At 29.8% G+C, this 25576-nt stretch carries 22 protein-coding genes; 13 read left to right on the forward strand and 9 right to left on the reverse strand.

The genetic code is table 11. The features are described 5' to 3' along the window. Positions 1 to 136: 136 nt before the first annotated feature. Complete coding sequence (locus tag WC223_09160) at positions 137 to 2572, reverse strand: outer membrane beta-barrel protein (GenBank protein ID MFA6924406.1); 2436 nt, start codon at positions 2570 to 2572, stop codon at positions 137 to 139. A 255-nt stretch (positions 2573 to 2827) separates the two neighbouring features. On the opposite strand from WC223_09160, the gene WC223_09165 reads away from it, so the two are divergent. Beyond that, entirely contained in the window at positions 2828 to 3853 is a 1026-nt protein-coding gene (locus WC223_09165; GenBank protein MFA6924407.1) for a sensor histidine kinase, read from the forward strand. Positions 3854 to 3855: 2 nt separating this feature from the next. Beyond that, positions 3856 to 4587 (forward strand): LytTR family DNA-binding domain-containing protein, encoded by a 732-nt coding sequence (locus WC223_09170; protein ID MFA6924408.1) that lies wholly within the window; start codon positions 3856 to 3858, stop codon positions 4585 to 4587. Between the two features lie 32 nt (positions 4588 to 4619). Here the strand turns inward: WC223_09170 and WC223_09175 are convergent, their stop codons facing one another. Continuing rightward, on the reverse strand, positions 4620 to 6983 hold the full coding sequence (locus WC223_09175; protein MFA6924409.1) for a BamA/TamA family outer membrane protein: 2364 nt from the start codon (positions 6981 to 6983) through the stop codon (positions 4620 to 4622). Between the two features lie 145 nt (positions 6984 to 7128). On the opposite strand from WC223_09175, the gene WC223_09180 reads away from it, so the two are divergent. The 4 genes from WC223_09180 to truB are packed head-to-tail and all read left to right on the forward strand — an operon-like array spanning position 7129 to position 9852. Beyond that, positions 7129 to 8010 carry a permease-like cell division protein FtsX gene (locus tag WC223_09180; protein MFA6924410.1) on the forward strand — a complete coding sequence of 294 codons (882 nt, stop codon included), beginning with the start codon at positions 7129 to 7131 and terminating at the stop codon, positions 8008 to 8010. 49 nt (positions 8011 to 8059) lie between these two features. After that, the gene (locus WC223_09185) at positions 8060 to 8347 is read left to right on the forward strand and encodes a DUF3098 domain-containing protein (GenBank protein MFA6924411.1); all 288 of its coding nucleotides are present in this window, start codon (positions 8060 to 8062) and stop codon (positions 8345 to 8347) included. Between the two features lie 36 nt (positions 8348 to 8383). Then, a complete protein-coding gene (locus WC223_09190; GenBank protein ID MFA6924412.1) occupies positions 8384 to 9172 on the forward strand; it encodes an undecaprenyl-diphosphate phosphatase in 789 nt (262 codons plus the stop codon). Further along, positions 9172 to 9852, forward strand: coding sequence for a tRNA pseudouridine(55) synthase TruB (gene truB / locus WC223_09195; protein ID MFA6924413.1), 681 nt, complete (start codon positions 9172 to 9174; stop codon positions 9850 to 9852). Before WC223_09190 ends, truB begins: the two co-directional genes overlap by 1 nt. Positions 9853 to 9880: 28 nt before the next feature. On the opposite strand, the gene WC223_09200 is transcribed toward truB, so the two are convergent. The 3 genes from WC223_09200 to WC223_09210 all read right to left on the reverse strand — a co-directional run bounded on the left by WC223_09200 (position 9881) and on the right by WC223_09210 (position 14005). Beyond that, the gene (locus WC223_09200; protein ID MFA6924414.1) at positions 9881 to 11221 is read right to left on the reverse strand and encodes a PhoH family protein; all 1341 of its coding nucleotides are present in this window, start codon (positions 11219 to 11221) and stop codon (positions 9881 to 9883) included. A 398-nt stretch (positions 11222 to 11619) separates the two neighbouring features. Beyond that, on the reverse strand, positions 11620 to 13158 hold the full coding sequence (locus WC223_09205; GenBank protein ID MFA6924415.1) for an aromatic amino acid ammonia-lyase: 1539 nt from the start codon (positions 13156 to 13158) through the stop codon (positions 11620 to 11622). 280 nt (positions 13159 to 13438) lie between these two features. Then, positions 13439 to 14005: a helix-turn-helix domain-containing protein gene (locus tag WC223_09210; GenBank protein MFA6924416.1), complete on the reverse strand. Its 567-nt coding sequence runs from the start codon at positions 14003 to 14005 to the stop codon at positions 13439 to 13441. 103 nt (positions 14006 to 14108) lie between these two features. On the opposite strand from WC223_09210, the gene WC223_09215 reads away from it, so the two are divergent. The 3 genes from WC223_09215 (at position 14109) to WC223_09225 (ending at position 17818) form a co-directional block, all read left to right on the forward strand. Further along, positions 14109 to 14429, forward strand: a complete 321-nt coding sequence (locus WC223_09215; protein ID MFA6924417.1) for a hypothetical protein — start codon at positions 14109 to 14111, stop codon at positions 14427 to 14429. Between the two features lie 10 nt (positions 14430 to 14439). Further along, a complete protein-coding gene (locus WC223_09220) occupies positions 14440 to 16770 on the forward strand; it encodes a BT4734/BF3469 family protein (GenBank protein ID MFA6924418.1) in 2331 nt (776 codons plus the stop codon). Positions 16771 to 17053: 283 nt separating this feature from the next. After that, positions 17054 to 17818: a hypothetical protein gene (locus WC223_09225; GenBank protein ID MFA6924419.1), complete on the forward strand. Its 765-nt coding sequence runs from the start codon at positions 17054 to 17056 to the stop codon at positions 17816 to 17818. Between the two features lie 97 nt (positions 17819 to 17915). Here WC223_09225 and WC223_09230 read toward each other — a convergent pair whose 3' ends face one another. From WC223_09230 to WC223_09240, 3 genes are all read right to left on the reverse strand, one after another. Continuing rightward, entirely contained in the window at positions 17916 to 19667 is a 1752-nt protein-coding gene (locus WC223_09230; protein ID MFA6924420.1) for a protein kinase, read from the reverse strand. Then, positions 19667 to 20221: a hypothetical protein gene (locus WC223_09235; protein MFA6924421.1), complete on the reverse strand. Its 555-nt coding sequence runs from the start codon at positions 20219 to 20221 to the stop codon at positions 19667 to 19669. The genes WC223_09230 and WC223_09235 overlap by 1 nt, the downstream gene beginning before the upstream one ends. 93 nt (positions 20222 to 20314) lie before the next feature. Next, positions 20315 to 20599 (reverse strand): helix-turn-helix transcriptional regulator, encoded by a 285-nt coding sequence (locus WC223_09240; GenBank protein MFA6924422.1) that lies wholly within the window; start codon positions 20597 to 20599, stop codon positions 20315 to 20317. Between the two features lie 243 nt (positions 20600 to 20842). Here WC223_09240 and WC223_09245 point away from each other — a divergent pair, with 243 nt between their 5' ends. The 4 genes from WC223_09245 to WC223_09260 all read left to right on the forward strand — a co-directional run bounded on the left by WC223_09245 (position 20843) and on the right by WC223_09260 (position 24310). Then, on the forward strand, positions 20843 to 21763 hold the full coding sequence (locus WC223_09245) for a LamG-like jellyroll fold domain-containing protein (GenBank protein ID MFA6924423.1): 921 nt from the start codon (positions 20843 to 20845) through the stop codon (positions 21761 to 21763). A 12-nt stretch (positions 21764 to 21775) separates the two neighbouring features. Then, positions 21776 to 22102 carry a hypothetical protein gene (locus WC223_09250; protein ID MFA6924424.1) on the forward strand — a complete coding sequence of 109 codons (327 nt, stop codon included), beginning with the start codon at positions 21776 to 21778 and terminating at the stop codon, positions 22100 to 22102. A 20-nt stretch (positions 22103 to 22122) separates the two neighbouring features. After that, positions 22123 to 23844 (forward strand): hypothetical protein, encoded by a 1722-nt coding sequence (locus WC223_09255; protein ID MFA6924425.1) that lies wholly within the window; start codon positions 22123 to 22125, stop codon positions 23842 to 23844. Between the two features lie 124 nt (positions 23845 to 23968). Further along, entirely contained in the window at positions 23969 to 24310 is a 342-nt protein-coding gene (locus WC223_09260; protein MFA6924426.1) for a hypothetical protein, read from the forward strand. Between the two features lie 56 nt (positions 24311 to 24366). Here the strand turns inward: WC223_09260 and WC223_09265 are convergent, their stop codons facing one another. Continuing rightward, a complete protein-coding gene (locus WC223_09265) occupies positions 24367 to 25404 on the reverse strand; it encodes a PDDEXK nuclease domain-containing protein (protein MFA6924427.1) in 1038 nt (345 codons plus the stop codon). Positions 25405 to 25576: the final 172 nt, after the last annotated feature.

Consider the following 25576-nt stretch of genomic DNA (forward strand, 5'->3'; position numbering starts at 1 on the left):
TTGGAAATTGTAAGGTAAAGTTTTTTAAAAGAAGTTTCACCCGATTGTATCTTTGGTAATAAATATTGAATTAATTAACTAAACTAAAGAACGAAAAAATAGATACAACCGGGGTTTCAACTTCTTTTTTTATAACCTAATTTACATTAAGGTCTATATTTTCTTCTTTTCTCTGTACTGGCTTGTAATTATTAATTTTATAGCTAATATTAAATTTTATTACATTTGCCTCATCTCTGGTTTTAAAAGTATTATATAAATTATTGACTTTATTTTCCGACTCATATTTGAACATATTAAAAGGATTATTAAAGCTAATAACCGCAGTAATTTTTTTCAATATTTCTTTTCTTACCGATATGCTTCCGTTAACAGAATATTTCGACCTTCCCTGAATATCAAAATAAGGCGAATTATAAAATCCTGTTAACTGTATTCTGGTTGTTTTATTTACTTTGAAATTAAAATTAGCCCTTGCCTCACCTGATAATGGAATATCGGGTAAATCGTATGTTATATTATTATCTTTATATTTATAACCGTATACACTGAATGAAGGCGATATGCTAAACCACTTTGCCATATCAAAATTTCCGGATATATCAGTTCCGAAAAAATATGTCTTTGATATGTTTTCCCATCTTACATAAAATCCTCCTTTTTCGTCCACATGAAACATTTGATTTACGGTATTGTTATTCTGACGAAAATATGTTTCAACCGAGAAATAAGAGGATTTAAATTTTTTCATATAATTCAACTCTAATGAGTTAATATATTCAGGAAGAAGTTCTGGGTTTCCGTAATTCTTAAAGTATTTATCACTGTACATAGGCAGTGGATTCAGCAACATTTCATGAGGTCGCTCAATTCTTCTGCTGTAGCTCAATTGCAATTGGTTGTCATTCTTAAATTGCTTTGATATGGAAGCAGTGGGAAAGAAATCTAATTTATCATACTTGTAATTTTTATTTATTGTTTTAAGCTCAAGCAATCGTTCATTATATTCGCCTCGCAGTCCAATCTGATATTCAATTTTTTTCCATTTGCCGGCAAATGTTATATATGAAGCAAATACATTATTATAAAAATTCATATCATTTTTAAAATCGGCATTTTCAATCCAACTTTCAAGTGAGGTCTGATACATCTGATATTTTTGATTTGATACTAAAGGTCGTATGCTTCCCTGAATACCTGCTTCAATTTTATAAATAGTATCAAGCAGTAATGTTAAATCCGACTTGAACCTTAATTCACCTCTTTTTTCATCTCTTACGTATCTGTATCTGTATGGCTCTATTCCGTTTGTTTCCCAATTAGTATTAGTATGATATTCATTATTTTCTTCACTTCTATCACCTTCCCAGTGCGACAAATACAATAATGAATTAAGCTCTGCTCCGGGTTTTTTAAATTTCTTCTGATGACTGATATTTGATATATAATAAAGTCCGTTAACTTTCATTGATTCTTTATTATAAGTATAAAGGTCAATAGAACCGGGATTTATCCATTCGTGATATTTATTATTAATTGAACCGTTAAAATCAACATTTCCTATCTGAGTTGAAAATGAAATACTGTTCTTATCATTTATGCTATAATCGAAGCCCGCTTTAATGTATGAAGTTGTATATTTTCTTTTCTGAATTCCGTCAGAATTTAAAAAATTTATTGCATCATTTACATTAGTTTCTTTATATAATTCATTAAATGATTTGCTTGTATTATCACGGTAATTTGCTCCGACGAAATAATTTATTTTGTTTTTCCTAAAATTAAAAAGAAAATCTCCGCTGTATTTATTTCCACTTCCAATTGAAGCATTCATTATTCCATTTGTACCCGGCATAGAATTCTTTTTCATTATAATATTAATTATACCTGCTGTACCTTCTGCGTCATATTTGGCTGAAGGATTTGTAATTACTTCAATTTTATCAACTGCACTTGCCGGAATTTGTTGTAATGCTTCAGTTCCGCTCAATACCGAAGGTTTTCCGTCAACCAAAACAGTGAAGTTTGAACTACCTCTAAGGGTTACATTTCCATCATTAGCAACTATAACTCCCGAAACATTTTTAAGTGCGTCAACAGCTGTTCCTCCGGTACTATTAAGATTTTGACTTACGTTTACAACTTTTTTATCAATTTTATATTCCACATCGTTTTTATCTGAACTTATGCTTACTTCGGAAAGATTAGTTGTAACAGGTTCAATTTTTATTGGTTCAAGTTTCAATTCTTTATTTTCTTTTGATAAAATGATACCGGAAATATTTTTTTTCTTATAACCTATAAAATTTGCAACTAAATAATATTTTCCTTCCACAATATTTTTTAAAAGAAATTTTCCTTCGGTAGAAGTTATTGTTCCTGTAACCATCTGCGAATCCAATTGATTAAACAGAACCACATTAGCGTATTCCACAGGTTGATTGGTTTTTTTATCAAAAACCTCACCCGAAATTGTGCAATTCACTTTTTCATTATTTATACCTTGCACTTTTACAAAGCATAAATTAAGTAGCACAAAAAGCGATACGATTATTGACAGTTTGTTTTTCATAAGATTTTATTTATTTATTTTAATTTTAGAATTCTCAGTGTGCATAAACAAAAATAATTCATGATTTACCTTAATAAAAATGTAATCTGTAATCCGATTTAATTTCCCGCTGAATGTCAATTAAACGCAATGTTTGCAGGTTGCCGATTAAATTAAGTATCTTGCCGATTACTTGGGTTATTTGTCAGATTTGAATTAATAGAAATTCTATATGAAAAATTTATTTCATATATTTACTTCATAAAACCGCAAACTGTGAGCAGAAAAAATATCATAATATTTCATATCATATTTTGGATATATATATTATATCCGGAGTTCACACCTATTATTTTCAAAACAGCATATAAAAGTATTCCTTATTATTTTTGGACTTTACCATTAAATATTTTCTTTCATATTTGTATTTTTTATCTTTTCTATTTTATTTTTGTTCCACTGTTTTTTCGTTTAAAATCCAGATTTACCGGTGTTTTTATTGCGGTATTAGCTATTATCGTTTATGCAAGTTTTAGATTAATAATTTTTTATTATTATGACCTTTATGTTATAAAATTGCCTTTAAAAGAGCTTGTTTTTTCAAATTGGGAAATTGCAAATGAATTTCGGATAACGGTTGTTTTAAGTTTATATGCTTTCTTTACACGATTTACCATCGATTGGTTTAATCATCAAAAGCAGAAAGCCGATTTAATAAATCAGAATCAGGCAAGCGAACTTGCTTTACTGCGGTCGCAGATAAATCCCCACTTTTTATTCAACACTTTGAATAACATCTATTCACTTGTAATAAAAAAATCGGATGATGCTTCAAAAGCATTGATGAAACTTTCTTCAATAATGAGGTATATGCTTTATGATGCAAATACTGATAAAGTTCCACTCGAAAAAGAAATAGAATATCTGAACAGTTTTATTGAACTTCAGAAAATTAGAATTAAGGAGAATAATTTTATTGAATTTAATATTACTGGAAATATAACCAATCAAGTTATTACTCCCATGTTGCTTATTCCTTTTGTAGAGAATGCTTTCAAGCATGGAAATAAAAGTGTGCATTCGCCCGGAATTTTTATCAATCTTATGATTGAAGGAGATAAAATAATTTTCGAAGTAATAAATTACATTAATAAATCTGAAAATTCAGGAAAAGATAAAATCGGCGGTATCGGATTGCAAAACATCAAACGTCGTCTCGAACTTATTTATCCGGGTGAGCATAGCATGGAAATAAAAACCGAAGACAATAAATTTATTATTAAACTTATAATTGAAAATTAATTATGACAATAAATTGTATAGCAATAGACGATGAGCCGCTGGCACTCGATATCATTAAAGATTATTGCAGTAAAATTCCCTTTCTGAATTTAATAAAAACCTTTTACAATCCTGTTGATTCTATTGATTACATTGCAAAAAACAAGGTTGACCTTTTATTTCTTGATATTCAAATGGACAAGCTTACCGGTATACAATTTTTAAATGCACTTAAACAAAAGCCATTAACAATTTTCACCACTGCATACGATAAGTATGCCATTAAAGGATTTGAACTCGACATTGTTGATTATCTCTTAAAGCCCATATCATTTGAGCGTTTTGTAAAGGCAGTTGACAAAGCATTTGATAAAGTTAATATTCAAAGTAATATAAAAAGTGAAACTAAAGAAATATACATAACCAATCCTTCCGATGATTTTATTTTTGTTAAAACCGAATATCGTTTCGAGAAAATTCAGCTGTCAGATATTTTATATATTGAAGGGATGAGTGATTACCTACGAATAGTAACACCCACAAAGAGAATTATGACTTTGCTGAACTTCAAAAAAGCTGAAGATATTTTGCCGCAGAACAAATTCATTCGGGTTCATAAATCATTCATAGTTGCCATTGATAAAATAGAAAATATTGAAAGAAACCGCATAAAAATTGCCGACCAGTTGATACCAATCAGCGAAACTTATAAGAAAAATTTCTTTGAATTTCTCGATAAAAAGAAAATGACATAAGCAGCAATAAAAAATAATTGTAAATTTTTGAATTAAAACGGGTACCCTATTGCGATGTTAAAAATTATATCTTTTGTAGTTATATCTTTTCCGAGCCATCTTTTATTTTCGGGTAGTTTGGGGTCTCTCAGAGGTATGGCTCCATCGAAACGAATTATGAAATAAGAAAAATTCAAACGAAATCCGAGTCCTGTTCCGAGAGCAATTTCTTTATAAAAACGATTTAGCTCAAACTCACTTCCAATACGTTTGCTGTCTTTTTTCAAAAGCCATATATTTCCGGCATCGGCAAAAACAGCACCTTCGAGAATGCGGTATATTTTAAATCTGTATTCAAGGTTTGTTTCCAAAGCCATATCAGCGGTTTTGTCGTAGCCCGTTCCCAAGCTGTCGTAATACGAACCCGGACCAACTCCTTTCATGTGCCATGCCCTCAAGCTATTTGCTCCTCCCAGCCAGAAACTTTTTTCAAACGGCATTACACTAGAATTTCCATAAGTAACTCCAACACCGGTGTAAAAGCGGAAAACGAGTGATATCTTGTTATTTATAATATTATAATATCTGTAATCAATGTCAGCTCTCATGTATTGTGCATAGTTTATACCGAAAATTCGATAAATCCCGGTGCTGTCCTTTCTTGTTTCAAGAAATTTATTTAATAAAAATTTATTTCCCAGATTATTTATACCTCTTAACAAATTCCCTGCAAATTCAATATTTCCCTTGAAATAAGAAAAATTTCTCGCTTTATTAATATCCTGATTATTATATATAAAACTGTAATTTGTGGCGGTTGTCAAATGATTCTGATAACTGTTAATTATCAATAAATCTTTTGTAGCATTTATCTGTTCATTAAAAAAAACATCTTTAAAAATATTAACGATGTTCAATTCGGCAGGATTGATGATATGTTTTTTGTATTCCGTTTCTTTCCACTCATAACCGAAAACAGCATTTGTAATTGAACGCCAGAAATGAGGACGCTGTTGGAAATTATACCCGATGCTCAAAAGAGTTTTGGGATATGATGATTTCGAAAATTTATCGGCACTTACAGGCAGAAGAAATCCCGGAATACTTAAACTCATTTCCGAGCCGTATTCGTAAGTATTGAAAGGAAGATAATGATTTAATAAATCATTATCTTCAGCTAAATTGGTATTTTGAAATTCCATTCCTCCTTTTATTTTGAAATTGAAATTTTCAAAATTTCTGAAAATATTTTTATGCTGGTATATTATATTACCGGCTATTCCAAGATTACCGGCAGAATTAGTTCCGAGTGCTTCAATTGAATAGGATTGTGCTTTTGATGATACAAGCCGAATCTTGCAATCCAGATAATGTTTCCCATCCTTGTTTTTAACAGAATCGTAAGCTACTTCATTAAACTGAATATTGACAAATTTAAATGCTCTTGTATTTGATAGTTTATTATATGTTTGTTCTACTGCATTGACACGAAACAATTGTTCTCTCTTAACAAAAATACATTGAGTAATTGCCTTAGGATTATATCGCAGTTTATTTTTAAATATAAAAATATAATCATCGGATTGTAATGTGTCATATTTCACTGAATCAACAATGGAAAGCGAAGCAGGAGTTAGTATTTCAATTTTATTTATATAATATTGTTTGTGCTTTTCTGAAACGACTGAATCGGAATTTCCGGTTGATTTAATACTTATATTTTTAATATCAACTGTAATATCCAATTGATGGTTTTGTAAAGAACTGTCAACCTTAAAATATATGTATTCTCTCGAAAAATAAAAATATCCGTCATTTTTCAGAATTGTTGTAATCCTGTCTCTTTCCTTTGATAATAAATCAATATCATAATTATTACCTTTTTTTAATAATGAATTTATTGTATCAGATAAAACTTTATTTTTAATATAAATATCATCAACTATATATTTTATATTTTTTATTTTATAAGGTTTGTTAGCTTTAATATTATAATGCACCCATACTCTTTTCTTTTTTATATTTTTACGGTGCTGAGCCGAATCTTTAACTGTTGCATTAAAATATCCTTTTGCCTGAAGATACTTTGTAATTTGCTTTGAAGAAGTGTTCATTGACAAAGAATCGAAAATTACAGGTTCCTCCCCTATTGTTGTTTTCCACCATTTATTCCATTTCGTTTCTTTTTCCCGGTTAAACATATTATATACTGTGAGATGAAAACGCACAAACCAGAATATTTTTCTGTTTGGTTTTTGTTTTACAACTTTCAGTAATTCATCATTTGAAATTTCCTTATTGCTATTATGAATTATATTTTTTGTTAATAAGTACTGATTATGCTCAAGTTTTTTACTAACCTGACAACTATATAAAAACACCAGCAATAATGTAAAACATCCGACCTTTGCTTTCAAAACAAATAATTTATTAAATTTTTACAAATTTAGTCAAATAAAATAAAAAATATGCCGTTAAAGTTATTCACATAATTTATTTTCCAAATTATTTGAGTATGTTTGCACGTTCATTTGAATTTGAAACCGAAAAACTTTTTCCCTAATGTTATCATCAGAAGAAAAATTTGCCAGACGAAGATTGCGGACAACCTATTTATCATCGGTTATAAGCATTGCTCTTGTTCTTTTCATGCTCGGATTATTAGGGTTAATACTGCTTAATGCAAAAAAATTATCCGACTATGTAAAAGAAAATGTGAATGTTTCCCTTATTTTTAGGGAAAAGGTCAATGAAAGCGAAATTCTTAAATTTAAAGCCCATCTTGATTCTTCATATTTTGTACGCTCAAGCAAATATGTTACAAAAGAAGAAGCTGCCATTCAGCTTAAAGAAGACCTTGGCGAAGATTTCATTAAAACTCTCGGCTATAATCCTCTACTTCCTTCTATCGACATACGGCTTAAAGCCGAATTTGCAAATAATGCAAGCATTTCCATTATTGAAAAAAAATTACTTGAAAATGAAAATATAAAAGAAGTTTTTTATCAGAAATCAATTATAAATCTCGTAAACGACAAGATTCGCAAAATCAGCATCGTACTGATATTTTTCAGTATTATCCTGCTTGTAATTTCCATAGCTTTAATTAACAATACCATCCGGCTTTCCGTTTATTCCAAACGCTTTCTTATCAGAAGCATGATGCTTGTGGGAGCCACACAGTATTTTGTGCGAAAACCATTTGTACTGAAAGGTATAGTTCATGGACTTTACGGAGCTTTAATTGCTATTCTCTTTTTTTCGGGAACAATTTATTTTATAGTAACTGAAATACCCGAATTAATGTACATGAACGAAATAAACGTGTTAGCAGAAGTATTCGGAATAGTAGTTTTACTGGGTTTGCTAATATCATATATTTCAACAATTTTTGCAGTTAGAAAATATTTGCGACTTAAAACCGACGATTTATATTATTATTAAATTTATTTTTTGCAATTTTGCCATCTATTATAAAAAATAAAAAAAACAGATGAAACAAAAAGAAAATAAAAACATAAAAGAAAACAAGAATATTAAAGAAAATCCGAATGAATCTTTTGTTTTTACAAAAGAAAATTATACTCTAATGCTTATCGGTATTGCGTTTTTAGCAGTAGGATATTTGCTTATGACGGGCGGTGCTCCAAAAGACCCTAACATATTCAATCCCGAAGTATTCAGTTTCAGAAGAATTACTCTTTCTCCTATACTTTTAGTTATTGGCTTTATAATTGAAATTTTCGCAATAATGAAACGATTCAACAAGGACGAACAGTAAAAGATAATTACATATTTTTATTAAAAAATAATTTCAATGTCATTTCTTCAAGCAATAATAGTTGCTATAGTGCAGGGACTTACCGAATTTCTTCCTATTTCATCGACAGGACACATGATTATAACTCAATCATTACTGGGAATTCCAAGCACCTCATTTGTAAAAGTTTTCACAGTAAGCATTCAATTCGGTTCAATATTATCGGTTGTAGTGCTATATTGGAAAAGATTTTTTCAAACTATTGATTTTTATTACAAATTATTTGTAGCTTTCATTCCTGCTGCTGTAATAGGTTTTTTTCTGAAAGATTATATTGAATCACTGCTCGGAAATGTTGTTGTTGTTGCTTTTTCATTACTAATCGGAGGAGTAATTTTTCTCTTTATTGATAATTTACTTAAAAATGAGGAAGAAGAAGAAAAACAGAAAATTTCTTTTTTATCTGCATTTGTAATCGGAATATTTCAGTCATTTTCGATGATTCCAGGTGTTTCACGTTCTGCGTCAACAATCATAGGCGGATTGACGCAAAAGCTTAACAGAAAAAATGCAGCCGAATTTTCATTTTTTCTTGCAGTACCTACAATGTTTGCAGCAACAGTTCTGGAACTTTCGGGAGTTTATGAAAATATCAGGCAAAAAGATATAATTGTTCTTGCTATAGGAAATATTGTTGCATTTGTTGTTGCAATGTTTGCCATAAAATTCTTTATTTCAATTATTGTAAAATACGGTTTCAGATTTTTCGGCTACTACAGAATAATAGTAGGAACCATAATTTTAATTTTACTCGCACTCGGTTATAATTTGAATATTCTTGATTAATGACTTTTAATTTTGATGAAGGAGGATTTCTTCTAATAAACAAACCATACAGATGGACATCTTTTGATGTAGTCGGATTACTCAAAAAAAAATTAAGACATAAATATAACAAAAAAATAAAAGTAGGACATGCCGGAACACTTGACCCTCTTGCTACAGGACTTTTAATAATCTGCACCGGAAAATTCACAAAAAAAATATCGGAATTTCAAAACCTTGAGAAAGAATACACGGGAACATTTACATTTGGCGCTACAACTCCGTCTTATGATATGGAAAAACCAACCGATAAAACATTTCCCGTAAATCACATTACCGATGAAAAATTTTTTTTGATTTCAAAAAAGTTTACAGGAACATTTGAACAAGTTCCTCCTCTGTTTTCCGCAAAACAAATTGACGGACAAAGAGCATACAAATTCGCAAGAAGAGGTGAAACTAAAGAAATAAAACCTCAACTTATTACAATTTCCGAATTTGATATTATAAAAATCACAATGCCCGTTGTTGAATTTAGAGTTGTTTGCAGTAAGGGAACATATATACGCTCACTTGCACGCGATTTTGGTGCTGCCCTTGAAAGCGGTGCTTACCTTTCTGCTCTTTGCAGAACAAGAATAGGAAAATATAAAACAGAAGATGCCTGCGAAATTGAAGAACTTGAAAAAATAATAACCTAAAAAAACAAAACACAAACACTTTTACTTTCTACAATAAATGACTTGCCAGATTAGCAAGTTCAGACCTTTCGCCTTTCTCGAGAGTAATGTGAGCGTATAGATTATTATTTTTCATTTTATCAATCATGTACGATAAACCGTTACTTTGAGTATCGAGGTATGGTGTATCAATCTGGAAAATATCGCCTGTAAAAACCATTTTTGTTTTTTCGCCTGCACGTGAAATTATTGTTTTAATTTCATGCGGAGTAAGATTCTGAGCTTCATCAACAATAAAAAGAATGTTTGAAAAACTACGCCCTCTGATGTATGCAAGCGGTGCAACCACCAATTTTTCTTCTTCAATCAATTCACTTATCTTTTTAAATTCCTTATCTGTACTACCATATTGATTTTTGATAAATTTCAGGTTATCCCACAATGGCTCCATATACGGACCTATTTTGGAACTTATGTCACCAGGTAAAAATCCGATGTCCTTATTGCTAAGCGGAACAATAGGACGTGCAAGATATATCTGATGATAATTATGCCTAAGCTCAAGAGCTGCGGCAAGTGAAATCAATGTCTTTCCCGTTCCCGCAATTCCCTGAATGGTAACAAGGCATGTATTGGGGTTCATCACCGCATGAATGGCAAAAGTTTGTTCGGCATTTCTCGGCTGAATTCCCGAAACACTATGTTTCTGGACATGTTCAAGCCGGTTTGTTAAAGGATTGAAAAATGATAAAATTGATTTCTTTTGGCTTTTTAATATATAGTAATGATTTGCAAACGGAGCAGAAATTGAAAGTTTTTCCAAATCACAATATCCGTTTGTATAAAATTCATCAATGACTTCACTTTGAACATCGTTCACTTCTGTTTTTCCTGTATATAAATCACCAGGGTCCTTTATTTTCCCTGTCTGATAATCTTCTGCTGTGAGATTAAGCGCCTTTGCTTTTACACGAAGATTAATGTCTTTTGTAACAAGGATTACATTTCTTTCGGGATATTTTTCGGAAAGATAAAGTGCTGCATTTAATATTTTATGGTCGGTTTTCTTTTCACCAAAAATTTTTTCAGCATCCATTTTTGCTTGTTGTTGCATCACAACTGTAATGCTTCCTTTTTCGTTTCCATCAAGGTGTATCCATTCCTGTAAAGAGTTGCCTTCGGAAAGTGCATCAATGATTCTTATGAATTCACGGGCTTCAAAATTTTTAGTGTCATTCCCCCGTTTTAAGTTATCAAGTTCCTCCAAAACACTTATGGGAATGGCAACATCGTGTTCCATAAAATTTTTAAAAGAATTATGGTCGTACAATATTACAGATGTATCAATAACAAAAATCTTTCTTTCTATTTTTGGATTTATTTTTTTCATTATTACGCGTTTTCGTTTTTAAGGAAACACAAAATAAGTAAAAAAATTGTTGGAAAATTAAGAAATGAATAAAAACTTATACTCAAGTTATTAAAAATTTGCTGCAGATTGGAAATATTAAAACGTTGTAAGAACTATGAATTATGAAAATTCAACAATTTAGCAATTTATCAATTAAACATTTTTTTAAAAGAGGGTGTCTCAAAAGTAAAATTTTAGTATTTTTTTTCTCTGTGGTTCTCAGTGATTGCTCGGTGAATCTCTGTGTAACAATAAAATAAAAAATTACACAGAGAGCCACAGAGAATGTACAGAGTTACACAGAGCACTTTTGAGACAACCTCGTTAAACACCCAAACTTTCTTAAAACTTTAGAAAGTTTAAAAAACAATATAAAATTATTCCAGCATTCCTATTTCCTTTTCAACGGCTTCAAGTATTTCACATGACTTGACAAGTTCTTTCATTTTATTATGGTCAGGATATAATGGTCTGTCAATATCAAGATACTCCACATGCTTACGAATAACTTTTTTTGCAATTTCAGTTCCGGTTCCGAATTTGAAAGGAGTTTCAAATTTTTCCCTTAAATCGAGTGCTTGTGCAGCAGCCATAAATTCAATTCCAAGAATGCCATAAGCATTATCAAGTATCTGGAAATTTTTTATTGCAGTATTCATTCCCATTGAAACAAAATCTTCCTGGTCGGCAGCTGCCGGAATTGACTGTATTGAAGCAGGCATACATAAAATGCGTTGTTCTACAATTTGCATATCTGCAGTATATTGGCTAAGCATTAAGCCCGAAAACATACCTGCTCCTTTAGTTAAGAAAGGAGGTAGCCCAACACTAAGAGCCGGATTATTCAAACGGTTCATTCTTCTTTCGGATAATACACTAACCATTGTAACCGCAGCACTAATCATGTCCATTGGCAATGAAACCGGTGAGCCCTGAAAATTTGCACCGGATAATTGCAGATTTTCTTCTGCAAAGAAAATAGGATTATCTCCTACACCGTTTAATTCTGTTTCCACTTGTTGTTTTGCCCATGCAACAGCATCGTGAGCGGCACCTATTACCTGCGGTGTTGACCTCATGGAATATGCGTCCTGTACTTTTACTTTTACTTTTCCTTCAGCAAGGTCTCCGTTTTTTGTTACTTTACGAATTGATGCAGCACTTCGCATACCACCTGCAAACCCTCTTACTTCAAGTATTTTATGGTTGTATGGTTTGAGATTTGCTTTCAATGCTTCCAATGTCATTGCACATGCTATTTCTGCCTGTTTTAACCAACGATTGGTGTCATAAAGCATGATTGCACTCATTGCCGTAAGAACATTTGAACCATTGATAGTAGCTAATCCATCTCTTGCTTCTAAACCCGGTATCGGGATTCCTGCTCTTTTCAATGCTTCTTTTCCTTCAAGCATTTCGCCTTTGTAATAAGCATATCCTTCGCCGAGCATCAATAAAGCAATTTGAGACATCGGAGCAAGGTCTCCGCATGCCCCGACTGAACCTTTCTCGCATACATGAGGAGTTACATCTTTATTCAGCATATCCACTAATGTTTGTGTTATTTCGATGCGACATCCTGAATTACCGTGAGCATGAACATTAATTCTGCCGAGCATTGCAGCTCTCACATATTCAATTTTCATCGGTTCACCAATGCCTGCTGCATGATTATATACAAGGTAACGTTGAAAATCTTTTATCTGGTCGTCAGCCAGTACAATTTCCGAAAATTCACCAATGCCGGTATTAATGCCATACATTATTTCTTTAGCTTCAATTTTCTTTTCGAGCATCGCTCTGCATGCATTTATTTTTTTAACTGAATCGGGATGTAATTCTATTTTTTCGTTGTGACGAGCTACTTTAACAACATTTTCTATTGTTAAAAATTTACCTGATAATATTAATGTCATAATATTTTAAATTTTAAATTATTAACTAATTGAGAATTATATTGAAAAATTATTAGAAAAGCAAAGGAAACAATTTAGGTAAGTGAGGCTCTGTTGATTTTAATTTTGAACTTAATATTCCAATTATTCATTTAAAAACATTTTGGGTGGAATATGGGATTACAAAATTGTACTATTTCGCAATACATACACCATTGATTTATAATTAATTAATAATATTTGTTTTCTAACTTTACTGTCGCAACTGTCGCAAGAAAAATAATTGTTGATTACCACCATTTTAAGCATTTTTAGAGATTGGTTTCTTATTAAAGTATTCAGCAATTATCTTTTTGTAATCAGATGAATCAACTACTTGCTTTAAATCTGTAAAATATTTATTAAAGATATTCTGAGTAAATCGTTTTAAATCTTTCTCTTTTAAACTATTTTTAAGTTCTTCGTAACTTTGCTCTAATATAAATGATGAATTATTTTGTTGCTTAACAAGATTAAGATTTACCAATCCTTTACCTTTAGTTGCATTTACATGAATATCCATAATCAATTGGCGTATTTCCAAAATAGAAATGTAATTTTTCGATATTATAATTGGAATAATTTCATTTAACGCATCATTAAGCATTTCTTTTCTTAATGCTTGCCATTGGCTATGTTCTTTAAGAAATAATACAATATTTATATCAAGTGCTTTTGCAATCTTCTCAAGTAAATCAATATTTACAGAAACTTTTCCGCTATAAATATCATAAACAGCTTGGCGAGTTCTTCCGATTTTATCCCCAAGCTCTTTTGCAGATACTTTTTTGCTTTCAGCTAATTCTTTGATTTTTAAACCAATGTGCATATAAATAAAAATAAATCAAATTTTTTCTTGCTTTAATGTAAATTATTTTCTTACATTTGTAACGAATATATTTTACATAAAAATAAATTTTCATTCGTAAGACATGACAAATATAAAGAAATATTTTGAATATAAGTATAAAATCAAAGAAAAAATTGAAAAATTTTCTTATCTCGATTATTTACTTGCAAAACATGTATTACCCAAAACGCTGGGTATAAACAAAAGAACATTTGAAAAATATATGTACACCAAGCTTAACGAAAGTTACGAAATACCAGTAGGTCAAATAGCCCGCTTATCTGTATTTTTTCAATGCTCAATGGAAGAGTTGTTAAATTATAAACCCGAGCCATTGACAATAAGAGACATGGAAAGAATTGAAAAATCAAATGTTGCAGCAAAATTAGGTTTAACTAAATAAATTAAACAATATGAAAGTTTCATTTTTTAAAGATGTAAAAAGCAAGAAAGCTAAAGATATTGATATTAGCGAAGTATTTGAAATAATAAAATCAGAGAAACTGTTTGAGCAAATCCAAAAAGTCCGAAATGCACAAACTAAAGAAGAAAAAGAAGCTTTCAAAAAACAATTGCCTTCAATCACTACTTCAGGAACATTTAAAGAATCTCATTCTTCTTCTGATTTAATTGAACATTCAGGATTGATTCAAATTGATATTGACAAAATAGATAATTTAGAAGATTTGCAAGAAAAAATAAATAAGGACGAACTGACTCATGCAAGCTTTATCAGTCCAAGTGGAAACGGATTAAAAATTATTGTTAAAATATTACCTGATAAAAATAACCACCTTCAAAATTTTCAATATTTAGAAAAATATTATTTACAAAATTACAATTTAAGTATTGATAAGTCCTGCAAAGACGTAAGCAGATTGATGTTTCTAAGTTCCGATAAAAATATTTATGTTAATGACAATTCAAAAATGCTTGATATTTCAAAAAATCAAGAAACATCAAAATTAGAAACAGATGTAGAAAAAATAATTAATCAAATTGAAAAACAAAAAATTGATATAACCGGAAGCTATGATAATTGGTTGAAAATAGGATTTGCAATTGCTAATGGGTTTGATGAAAATGGAAGAAATTATTTTCACAGAATCAGCAAGTATTCCAAAAAATATGATGAATGTAAATGTAATAAACAATTTGATGAGTGCTTAAAGCAACGAAAACAGGGAATAACAATAAAATCATTTTTCAAAATTGCAAAGGAAAGCGGAATTAATATTTCGCCTGTAATAAAAGATAATAACGTACAACCTGATTCTATTACCAATTCAAGCGGTTCGGAAAAAATCGAACCTTTTTATTCTCCCATTTATGATAACAATAATAACATAAAAGATTTAAAAATAAATTATAAAAAGTTTATCGAATTACTTTATTCTTTTGGCTTCAAGCGATTTGATATTGATACTGATTTTATTTTTATTAAAATTGACAATCAGGTAATACAACAAGTAACAATTACACAAATACAGGATTATTTTATTAAATATGTGAAATCATTACCCGAAAAATTATATAAAGGAGTAAAACGGGAATTTTTATTAGATAAATTTTACAGAAATCCCGGAAATTATTTTTGTGAAAACAAATTAAGTTTACTAACCCCGGATGAACAAATTGTTTTTAATAAAGATACTAAACATAGTTGCTTTTTTTATTTTAAAAATGGTTTTATTGAATGTAACAAAGAAGGATTTAATTTAAAACCATATTCAGAATTAACAGGACACATTTGGAAAAATCAAATATTAGAAAGAAATTTTGAGAGAATAAACGATTTGGATGATTTGCAAAGTGATTTTATCAGGTTTATTTATAATATCTGTAATAATGATAAAGAAAGAATCCTTTCATTAAGTACCATTATCGGCTATATTTTGCATACTTATTTCGAGGGAAAGTTAAAAGCTGCAATTTTTACAGATAGCAAAATAAGTGAAAAACCTGACGGAAGAACAGGCAAAACGTTACTTTGCAAAAGTTTAGGAAAGATGAAAAATTATTGTGAAATAAATGGAAAAGATTTTAAACCTGAAGATAAACACAAATACCAAGAAGCAAGCATTGACACTCAAATAGTAAATCTAAATGATGTCAGGTCTAATTTTAATTTTGAAAATCTTTACAATGATATTACCGAATTTATCAAGGTTGAAAAGAAAAATGCACACCCTTTTAAATTAAGAGCAAAAATAATAATTACAACAAATAAAACTATTGATGTAGATGGAGCAAGCTCAAAAGACAGATGTGTTGAATTTGAATTTAGTGAGCATTACAGCGACAAATATAGCCCTTATGATGAGTTTGGAAAATGGTTTTTTGTGGATTGGGATAAAACAGATTGGAATATTTTTGATAATTATATGATGTTTTGTGTTTGGCAATATTTTGAAAAAGGTTTAATTATTGCAAAATCTATCAATCTTAATAAAAGAAAAATTATTGATTGTACTTGTCCGGAGTTTGTTGAATTCATTGAAGAAAAAATAAAATATAATGAAATTATTATTGGGCAGGAATATGATAAAAAAGAAATTCATCAGAAATTTTTAGAAGAATATTCTGAATTAAAAGAAAATAAATTTTATAGTAATCAAAGAACTTTTATTAAATGGTTGAAAAAATTTGCTTTACACTCAGAAGGCGTGGGAGATTTGTTAATTGAAAGGAAGAGCGGAAATAATCGGTATTTTTCATTTACTCAAAAAATAATACAACAATAAGGGTGGATATATTTTAATTTTTTTTATAATCCTTTACGTCCAAATGATAAAAAATATAATAATATCAGTAAATATAGAAGGACGCCAAAAAAATAACAAGTGTCCTGTTAACGTCCTTCAAGTCCAATGCGTCCAGTTTGGATGTGGAGTTTTCATCAATATTTTTTTATCGTCCATCATTGCCTTTTTAATATCAATTCATTGGGATTATTTGGACGTAACGGACTATGAATTTTATAATAAATCAATACACATAAATTTAATAACTAAAAAAAATAATACTATGGACTCAAAAGACGAATTAATTATTGAAATGTTGAAAAACGGAAATAGCTACACCGATATTCAAGCAGAACTAAAAGTTTCTCCATCGAGAATAGCAATAATAAAAAAACAATATTTAAACACGCCGAGTAGCACTAATAATGCACTACTCCAAAATAATTCAACAAATAATATTAAACTTTCAGAACATAAAAAACCTATTGAAAAGGAAGGAAAGCCAAAAGAAAAAGTAGTGATAAAATCGGAAGTAGTGAAGAAAGAAAACATTACGGATTTTTTAACAACACATGAAGAAGAATTTAAAAATTTTGTTAAGGACATTATCACTACTTCTCTTGATAATAGTGCTACTCGCAACACTACTATTGAAAATACTACTACTGATGAATCTAATGCTGAGGAGTGGGCTAATTTGTATGAAAAAATCCTTAATGATGAAAAAAATGAAAATGCAGAGGAGTTAGTTAATACAATTTCTGCTACTACTGAAAATTTAAACACTACTACCGAAAATAATACAAATTCATCTGAACAGGAAGAAAAAAATAGTGATGTTCAAAAATTAATAGGACAAAAATGCACTCATTGTGGTAAAACTTTCAGAAAAGGAATGAGAATTGTTTATACCGAAGGGAAATATTTTTGTAGTATAAAATGTTATAGGTTGTATAAAAAAATACAAGAAGAAAAAAGAGAAAGGGAATACAGGTTAAACAATTATAAGGTGTATAAAAGAAGACGAAGGTTAAACGATTTTTTATGAAACCAATAATTTGAAATGATTTTTTAAAAAAATTACGTTGATTATCGTTTTAAAAAAAAATATTTCTGACTGTTTCCTAACAAACATATTAATCTTATTATTCTTCTATATAAACATTTTTTGAAGGATAAGGTTCTTCATTAATTCCTCCGATTATTATTATTTTCCCGTTTATACAAACTGCTTGATGATTATGGATATTAAATGGTAATGGTTTTTCAATAGACCAAGTATTGTTTTTATAATTATAAACAAAATGATAATTCTTAATTCTTTTTGTAATATCATTTTCTATTGTACTGCCTCCTATTAAATGTATTTCATAACCTTTCAAAACTGCACTACTGACTGTAATTGGATTTGGAATATTTGCTTTTTTAGTCCATGTGTTTAAATTTGGGTTGTATTCGTCAACATCGTCAAGCCAGTTGTACTGACCTTTTTTAAAAGCACTGCCACCAATAGCAATAATTCTATCATTAATAACAATTAAGCATAAATTAGACCTTTGATTCTTAAAAACATTTAAACTATCATATTTTAATGTCTCCGTATTAAATCTAAAAAAATATGTTTTTGTTTCGCCGAGTGTTCCTCCTAAAATATAAATTTGGTTTTTAATACTAACAGCCGAAGCCGAAGTAATAAATTTAGGTAATCTTGGCAGTGAGTCCCATGTATTGTTTTCAATATCGTAAATTTCTGCTTTATTAGTCATGCCTTTTTTATCGCCTTGCCATCCGCCAAAGCAATAAATCTTTTTATCAACCAAAGCACAGCCCATTTCTGTTCTTGATGTTGGAATTGGTGCTTTCTCAATCCATATATTTTTTCTCGAATCGTACACCCATGTATTATTTCTGCATTTTACTGCATCTGCACCGCCTATGTAAAATATTTTATCTTTATAAATTATAGCTTTGCCGGAGCATCGTATTTCGGGCAAAGACGCTAATTGCTTCCATTCGTTACCTGAGTTATCTGAGTGTTTATAAAAGTATATTAAAAAAAGAATTGAAAATATTAAACCGGATAGCCCAATAATTCCAAACAGAAAATATTTTTTTCTATTTCCATTAACCAATATTGAAATAATTTCTTCAGCCGAATTATATCTGTTTTCTTGTAATGGCTCAATACATTTTGTAATAATTTTTTTGTACCGACTTGGTATTTTTTTCAAACCTGATAATTTGGTACTGCCGGTAATCAATTCGAGAAAAACTAAACCTAATGAATAGAAATCACTTCTTGCATCTGCGTTTCTATGATTATTTAATTGTTCAGGCGAACAATATTTTTTTGTTCCTGATGAGACAGAAATATACGAATCAGAGCATGACAAGCCCAAATCAATTATTTTTACATTGCTCCCTTTATGAGTAATAACTATATTTTCAGGTTTTAAATCCAAATGAAATATCTGTTGCTTGTGCATATAATCCAATGCGTCGAGCAATTGCAAAATAATTTTTCTAATCAGTTTAAAATCTTCTATTCCTTGTGGATTTTTCTGAATAATATTTCGCAAAGACACACCATCTATGTACTCTGAAAGTAAATACAAACCCTCCGAGTCATTTCCTTTATTCAGATATTTTACAATATGAGGATGGTCGAGATTAAATCCTAAATTAAATTCCTTTTCTAATGCGTTTATATACGCAGGGTGTTCTCTATATTCAGGCAAAATGCGTTTTAATAATAACCATTTATCATTAATACGTATTTTATAAACACTACTATTGTTGCTTTGATAAGGAAGCAATTCTTTAATTGACGCATTACCCGGAACAACAGCATTTGTTTCAATATTTTCAAAATCCGAACTTTCAGTAACCAGATTCATTATGCTTTGATAATATTTATGTTTGTGATTCCGCTAATCTTACCTGCCTTGAACTGTCCCATGTCCAAACCTTTTCTTGTAACAGAATTAATCAATAACGGATAGTGCCTGATTATATGGAATATTTTCAAATTATCATTCTTTTGTAATTTGCTGTTTAGCGATTCAATTACTTCAAAGTTGAAATTTCCTTTGTAAAGAATTATTATTTTTCTGTTAGGTTCGTATGTAAATTCGATTTTATCATTCTCACATAAACCTGAAACATCTATTTGTTCAAGATTTGCAAATTCCGAATTTTCAATTTTAGAAAATTTATCAATATAAATATCCCAATTTTCAAATCCCAAATATTGAGCTATTACATCAAGCGTATATAAACGAGGTTCTTTAATTCCCTTGACAAAACCAAGTATGCGTTTAAGAGTTGATGCACTTATACGTTGATTTGTTTCCATTGAAATATGTCCCGCCAATGCCTCGCAGTCAGTAGGATAACGAATTTCTTTTCCAAACCTTTTTTCTATTTCTTTACAAGTTATTTTCGACAACATATAAACAATTTATGTTTTGCAAAGATATTTAAAAATAAAATGATTTTTACAGATTGAACGAAGTGAACCAAATGAACTAAATGAATCGAAAAGTTAAAATTTTTTTTCTTTTTCTTTGTTTTCAGGTAATGAAAAATCGAACATGGAAGTTAGGGGAATATCTAAAGCTCTTGAAATAGCAAAAATCGTACTTAATGTGGGATTTGTTCGTGCTGTTTCAATACGTGCAATTTGGCTTAAAGAAATACTGGCTTCAAAAGCAAGTTGGCTTTGTGTGATATTTGCTTCTTGCCTTAACTTTTTTAAATGTATTGCAAACGCTTTAATACCTGTGGCATCAAAAATTAATTTTCGCTTTTTTATTTTTTTCTTTTTCACAAACGAAAATTACATTTTTGAAAAAAAGTATTTATAGCACTTGTGCTATAATTTAAAAAAAATATTAAATTTGCATAAATTTATGATTATAAATAGAGTAACCGAAAATCTATAATAGAGTAGGAATAATTAAAAAATAAATAAAATGAGAAAAATTTTTACAATTGCTATTTTGGCATTATCAATTAATGCTTTTGCACAAAATGTACCAGCTTATGTTCCTACAAATGGATTAATGGGCTGGTGGCCACATTAGATGGAAATATTAATGACCTTAGTGGCAATTTATATAATGGAACTATTACCGGTTCATATTATATAAATGATAGATTTGGTATTTATCAACATGCTTTACAAATTGTGAATAATTCAGATGCTTTGGTATTACCCCAACAAATTAATTTGCCAAATACATTCACTTTGGCATGTTGGGTAAAAATACCAATAAATAATAGTTTAAATTGTGTTTTACCACAACGTGATGTTGCTGGTGCTGGCATTGATGATTGGAGTATAAGTATTTGGAATGGTCAATTAATTACTCAAATAGATTGGACTGGCTGTTCTCAACCGTATTTATATAGCAAAAACACACATTTAAATGATACTATATGGCACCATATTGTATTTATTGCAGATAGAGGAACTAATGGTGTTCAAAAGATGTATATTGATGGTGTTATAGATACTTCACGTACGGTACCTTTAGGAACATTTTCTAATAATAATATTCCAATAAGTATACCGCAAGGAAATGAAAGTATTGATGATATAGGAATATGGAATAGAGTTTTGACACAAAATGAAATTTCTGCTTTATATAATGCAGGGCTGTGTTATCAAACTATTACGGTTACTGATACCTTAATTATTAATGCAAACTTAACAGGATTCAATCCAATTGTCTATAAAAATACAGTTAAAATTTTCCCAAATCCGACGAATGACCATATTACAATTGACTTTGGCAGCAACTTTTCAACAATGAATGGCTATACGCTTCAAATTACAAATTCGTTGAGTCAAATTGTTTATACTACCATAGTAAATCAACAACAAAAAACTGTTGATTTATCAACATGGACTGGAAACGGAATTTATTTTGTTCACTTAATTGACGCACAAAGCAACACTATTGATATTAGAAAAATTGTTTTACAATAAAAATTAAAATTTATGAAAATTATAGCAGTAAATATTTCTAAAACCATTAAGGATAGTAAAGACCCATTGAATGCAACAAGAAGAGCATGGAAACTTAAATTAGAGAGCTGTTTAGATTGTGATTTTGTTATAGGAGTTGCAAATGGCAAAATAATAGAAGTTTATAGGTTTATAGATGTATGCAATGATTTAATTCAAAAAGGCAGAGTAGCATTTTGTCTTCAGCAAGCAACGCCAATTGAGAGTTTTGTAATAAGATTTGCTTTTGATGTCAAAAAAATAAATATTAAAAATTTTGTTGTGAAAAACATTATTGAAACAGATATTTTCAATCTTTAAAATTTTAAAAAAATAACAAAATGAAAAAACTTTTTTTAATTGCAATTATAGCATTATCAATTAATGCTTTTTCACAAAAAGTTGTAAAGGAATATTATGATATTTATAGAACACGAGTAAAATTTGAATACCAAGTTGACAATACAACTGGTGTTAAAAATGGTTATTATAAATCGTATTTTGAAAGCGGCGTCATTTTTGAGTCGGGATTTTATAATATGGGAAAAAAGGATGGACTTTGGAATTCATATGATATGTATGGAAAAGGACAGGTCGAAGGTAAAATAAATTATAAAAATGATTTACAAAATGGAGAAAGTAAATCTTGGTGTTGGACTGATGACGGTAAAATACATTATTTATGCGATGTAACAATTTTTGATATGGGTAAAGAAATATCTTTTGTCAAGTATTATTCTAATGGTCGAAAGTCTGAACAAAAAGACAAAAATGGTTATTTCGCTTGGTTTAATGATGGGAGTCCTAAATCAGAAGAAAAAAACGGGAAAACTTATATATATGGTGTGCATGGGAATGATTATATTGGTTATTTCAAAGTAATTGAATCTGTATCATTCGATTCTCTGAATGTTACGTATTCCATAAATTATTCTTACGATATTGGGGGAGGGAAAGTACAATTATCTTCTGTGAGCATTTATGCAACAGAAAACAATGTCTATGAAAAATTTCACTTTGAACCTTCTGGTTATTTGAATAGTAATACTGATAATTTCGGTAATAAAATTGCTACAGATAGTACCTATATCAGAAAAGCATATTTATTATTAAATATTGAGAGAGATAAAATAGGAAATATAGAATTATTTAATAAAATATCATATATCTATAACGAAAAAACAGGAGATCTTAAAATTATGAATGCTGATAAATCTTATATTATCGAACATTATTATTCTGAAAAATCACCTTATCTTTTATCTACATCAAATTATGATAAGGATGGGAAGAAAACAAAAGAAATTATTAAGGTTGATTGTAAAAGAGATGGAATCAAAACAATAGAACGAACTTATAAAAATGGCATTATTTGTCTTGAAGATGATTTTTCAAAAAGGATAAAAAAAGAGTATTATGATAATGGTAAATTAAAATTAGAACATAATGTATTGAAAGGATTCGGAAAAGAGTTTTACCAATCCGGTAAAGTTTCTCTTGAATACGGCATTAGTACGGAATATGGAAGTGTTGGTAATACCTGTTGTTATTATTATGAGTATTACGAAACAGGAAAATTAAAATCTGAAATTCTAACCGAAGATTCTCCTAATAATTCTGTACTTTCTAATGACCATATTTTTTATGATGAAGTTGGAAATGTTGTAAAGATTGTAGAAGATTTTCGAGGTTCCGGCGGAACAGAACTTACTATAACTGATATAAAGGGAATTGGCGATTATGTAATACATAAATATGAAGAAAAATACAAAATAATTTATTTGATTGAAAACCGCACTTGGAACAGTAACGGTTATTATAAGTATTCTTATCAGTATCCTAAAGGAGAAGAAATTTATAAAAAATCGCAGAAAGTATTAGATGATATTACAAAAAGATTTACCAAAGCCGAATCGGATGATATTAAAAAACAAGCTCTAACCGAATATAAAACTACTATTGAAAAACTAATAAAACTCTCTAAATCTGATTTGACTTCTATAAATGAACAATTGAGTAAAGTAAAAAAAATTGAGGATATAAAAATGATTTTAGGTCTTTGAAAAAAACATGGACAGAAAAATGAACCTACTTTGTTTCTTTAATTGAGCACACAAAAAACATTTATATTAGAAAAATTTGTTTTAAAAAATTAAAAATATTAATAACCTAAAAATAAATAATCAAATGAAAATTTTTATTTCTGAAACTGACAGACACAATGCTTTCAGAGCAGCAATTTGGAATATCGCAAAGGTTCATAAAATTGATAACAGCGACTATAAAACTAATAAAGAACTTTACGATGAAATTGTTGAGATGAAAAGTCCTATACTCCCAGCGTTGAATGATTACCTTAACGCATACAACAAGTGGTTTGGCTTTTATCAATCGAAGAAAAAAACAGAACAGGAAAGCGGAAATGAATATCATCTCAACGATAAAGAAAGAAACGAGTTAGCTGCATTGATGACAGCAAGACAGACCAACCTTGAGAATCTTCAAAAACAATTTGACCAACTAAAATAAAGTTGAGCTCTGAAAAAATAAAAGTGGATAGTGTCGTTGGATTTTTTTAGATTATTTTATTCTTCCTTTTTTGTTAAAAAATCCGATAGTCGTTTTTCGATTTCATTTTTCGATGGAAGATATTTTTTATAATTAGCAGGTAATTGAGGAGTAGTGCTGTATGTGGCAACACCAATTGGCTGCGTGGCATTGCTCAAAGAATATTCCACTATTGTTTTATCCTTGCTTCTGCAAATAATTATTCCGATAGAATTATTTTCATCATTCAGTTTAATTTGTTTGTTCAATGCAGTGAGATAAAATTCCATTTTTCCTTTATGTTCAGGCGTAAATTCCCCAATCTTTAAATCAATAGCAATGAGGCATCGTAACTGACGGTGGAAAAGCAAAAGGTCAACAAAATATTCTTTTGTACTTACTTCAAGCCGGTACTGGCTACCTACGAATGTATAATAACTGCCCATCTCTTCGAGAAATTTACGAATATTGCGAATGAGAGCGAGCTCAAGTTCTTTCTCAGAGTGTTCTTCCGATAATTCGAGAAAATCAAAAGTATAATGGTCTTTAACCGCAAGCTTTGCCTGATTCTTATATTTCTCGGGCAGGGTTTTATCAAAATTGGTTTGGTTCAATAAATATTTTTCGTAAGTTTTATTATCAATCTGATGTATCAGAACATCTTTTGTCCACCCGAATTTCTTTGTGCTTGCCATATAAAATTTCCGCTCTAATTCATCTTTACATTTTTCCATTATAACCACATTGTGCGACCAACCAATTTCTGCCACTAATGGTGGCAGAATTGCATGCGACTTATATTCACTATAAAAAGTACGCATTCGCCAAAGGTTACGATGAGAAAAACCCTGCAAGCCCGGATATTCTTTCTGTAAATCAATCGCCAAATTTTCAACAACGGCTTTGCCCCAGCCCAATTCATCCTGTTTCTTTACAATCATTTTTCCAATATCCCAATAAAGCTGAATCAGTTCTTTATTCACAACTTTTAATGCTTCGTACTGTGCTTTGTGAATTCTTGCTTTTACATCCTTTACGAAGTTCTTGAATTCATTGGTATTTACTAAATCCTTCATATTATTGTTTTATATAGTATTTGCGGTATTGACAATATTCTCCAACTTATGGTTGGAGTTTTTATTTTTATAAAAATGAATGACCCCGAGGCAGAGCCTCGAGGTATCAGTGCAATTTACATACGTCTTTCTAAACATCAAACAGTTTTAATTGCCCACGATATAATTGTTT

Source organism: Bacteroidales bacterium (genome assembly GCA_041671145.1).
In the GTDB taxonomy this organism is placed as follows: domain Bacteria; phylum Bacteroidota; class Bacteroidia; order Bacteroidales; family JAHJDW01; genus JAQUPB01.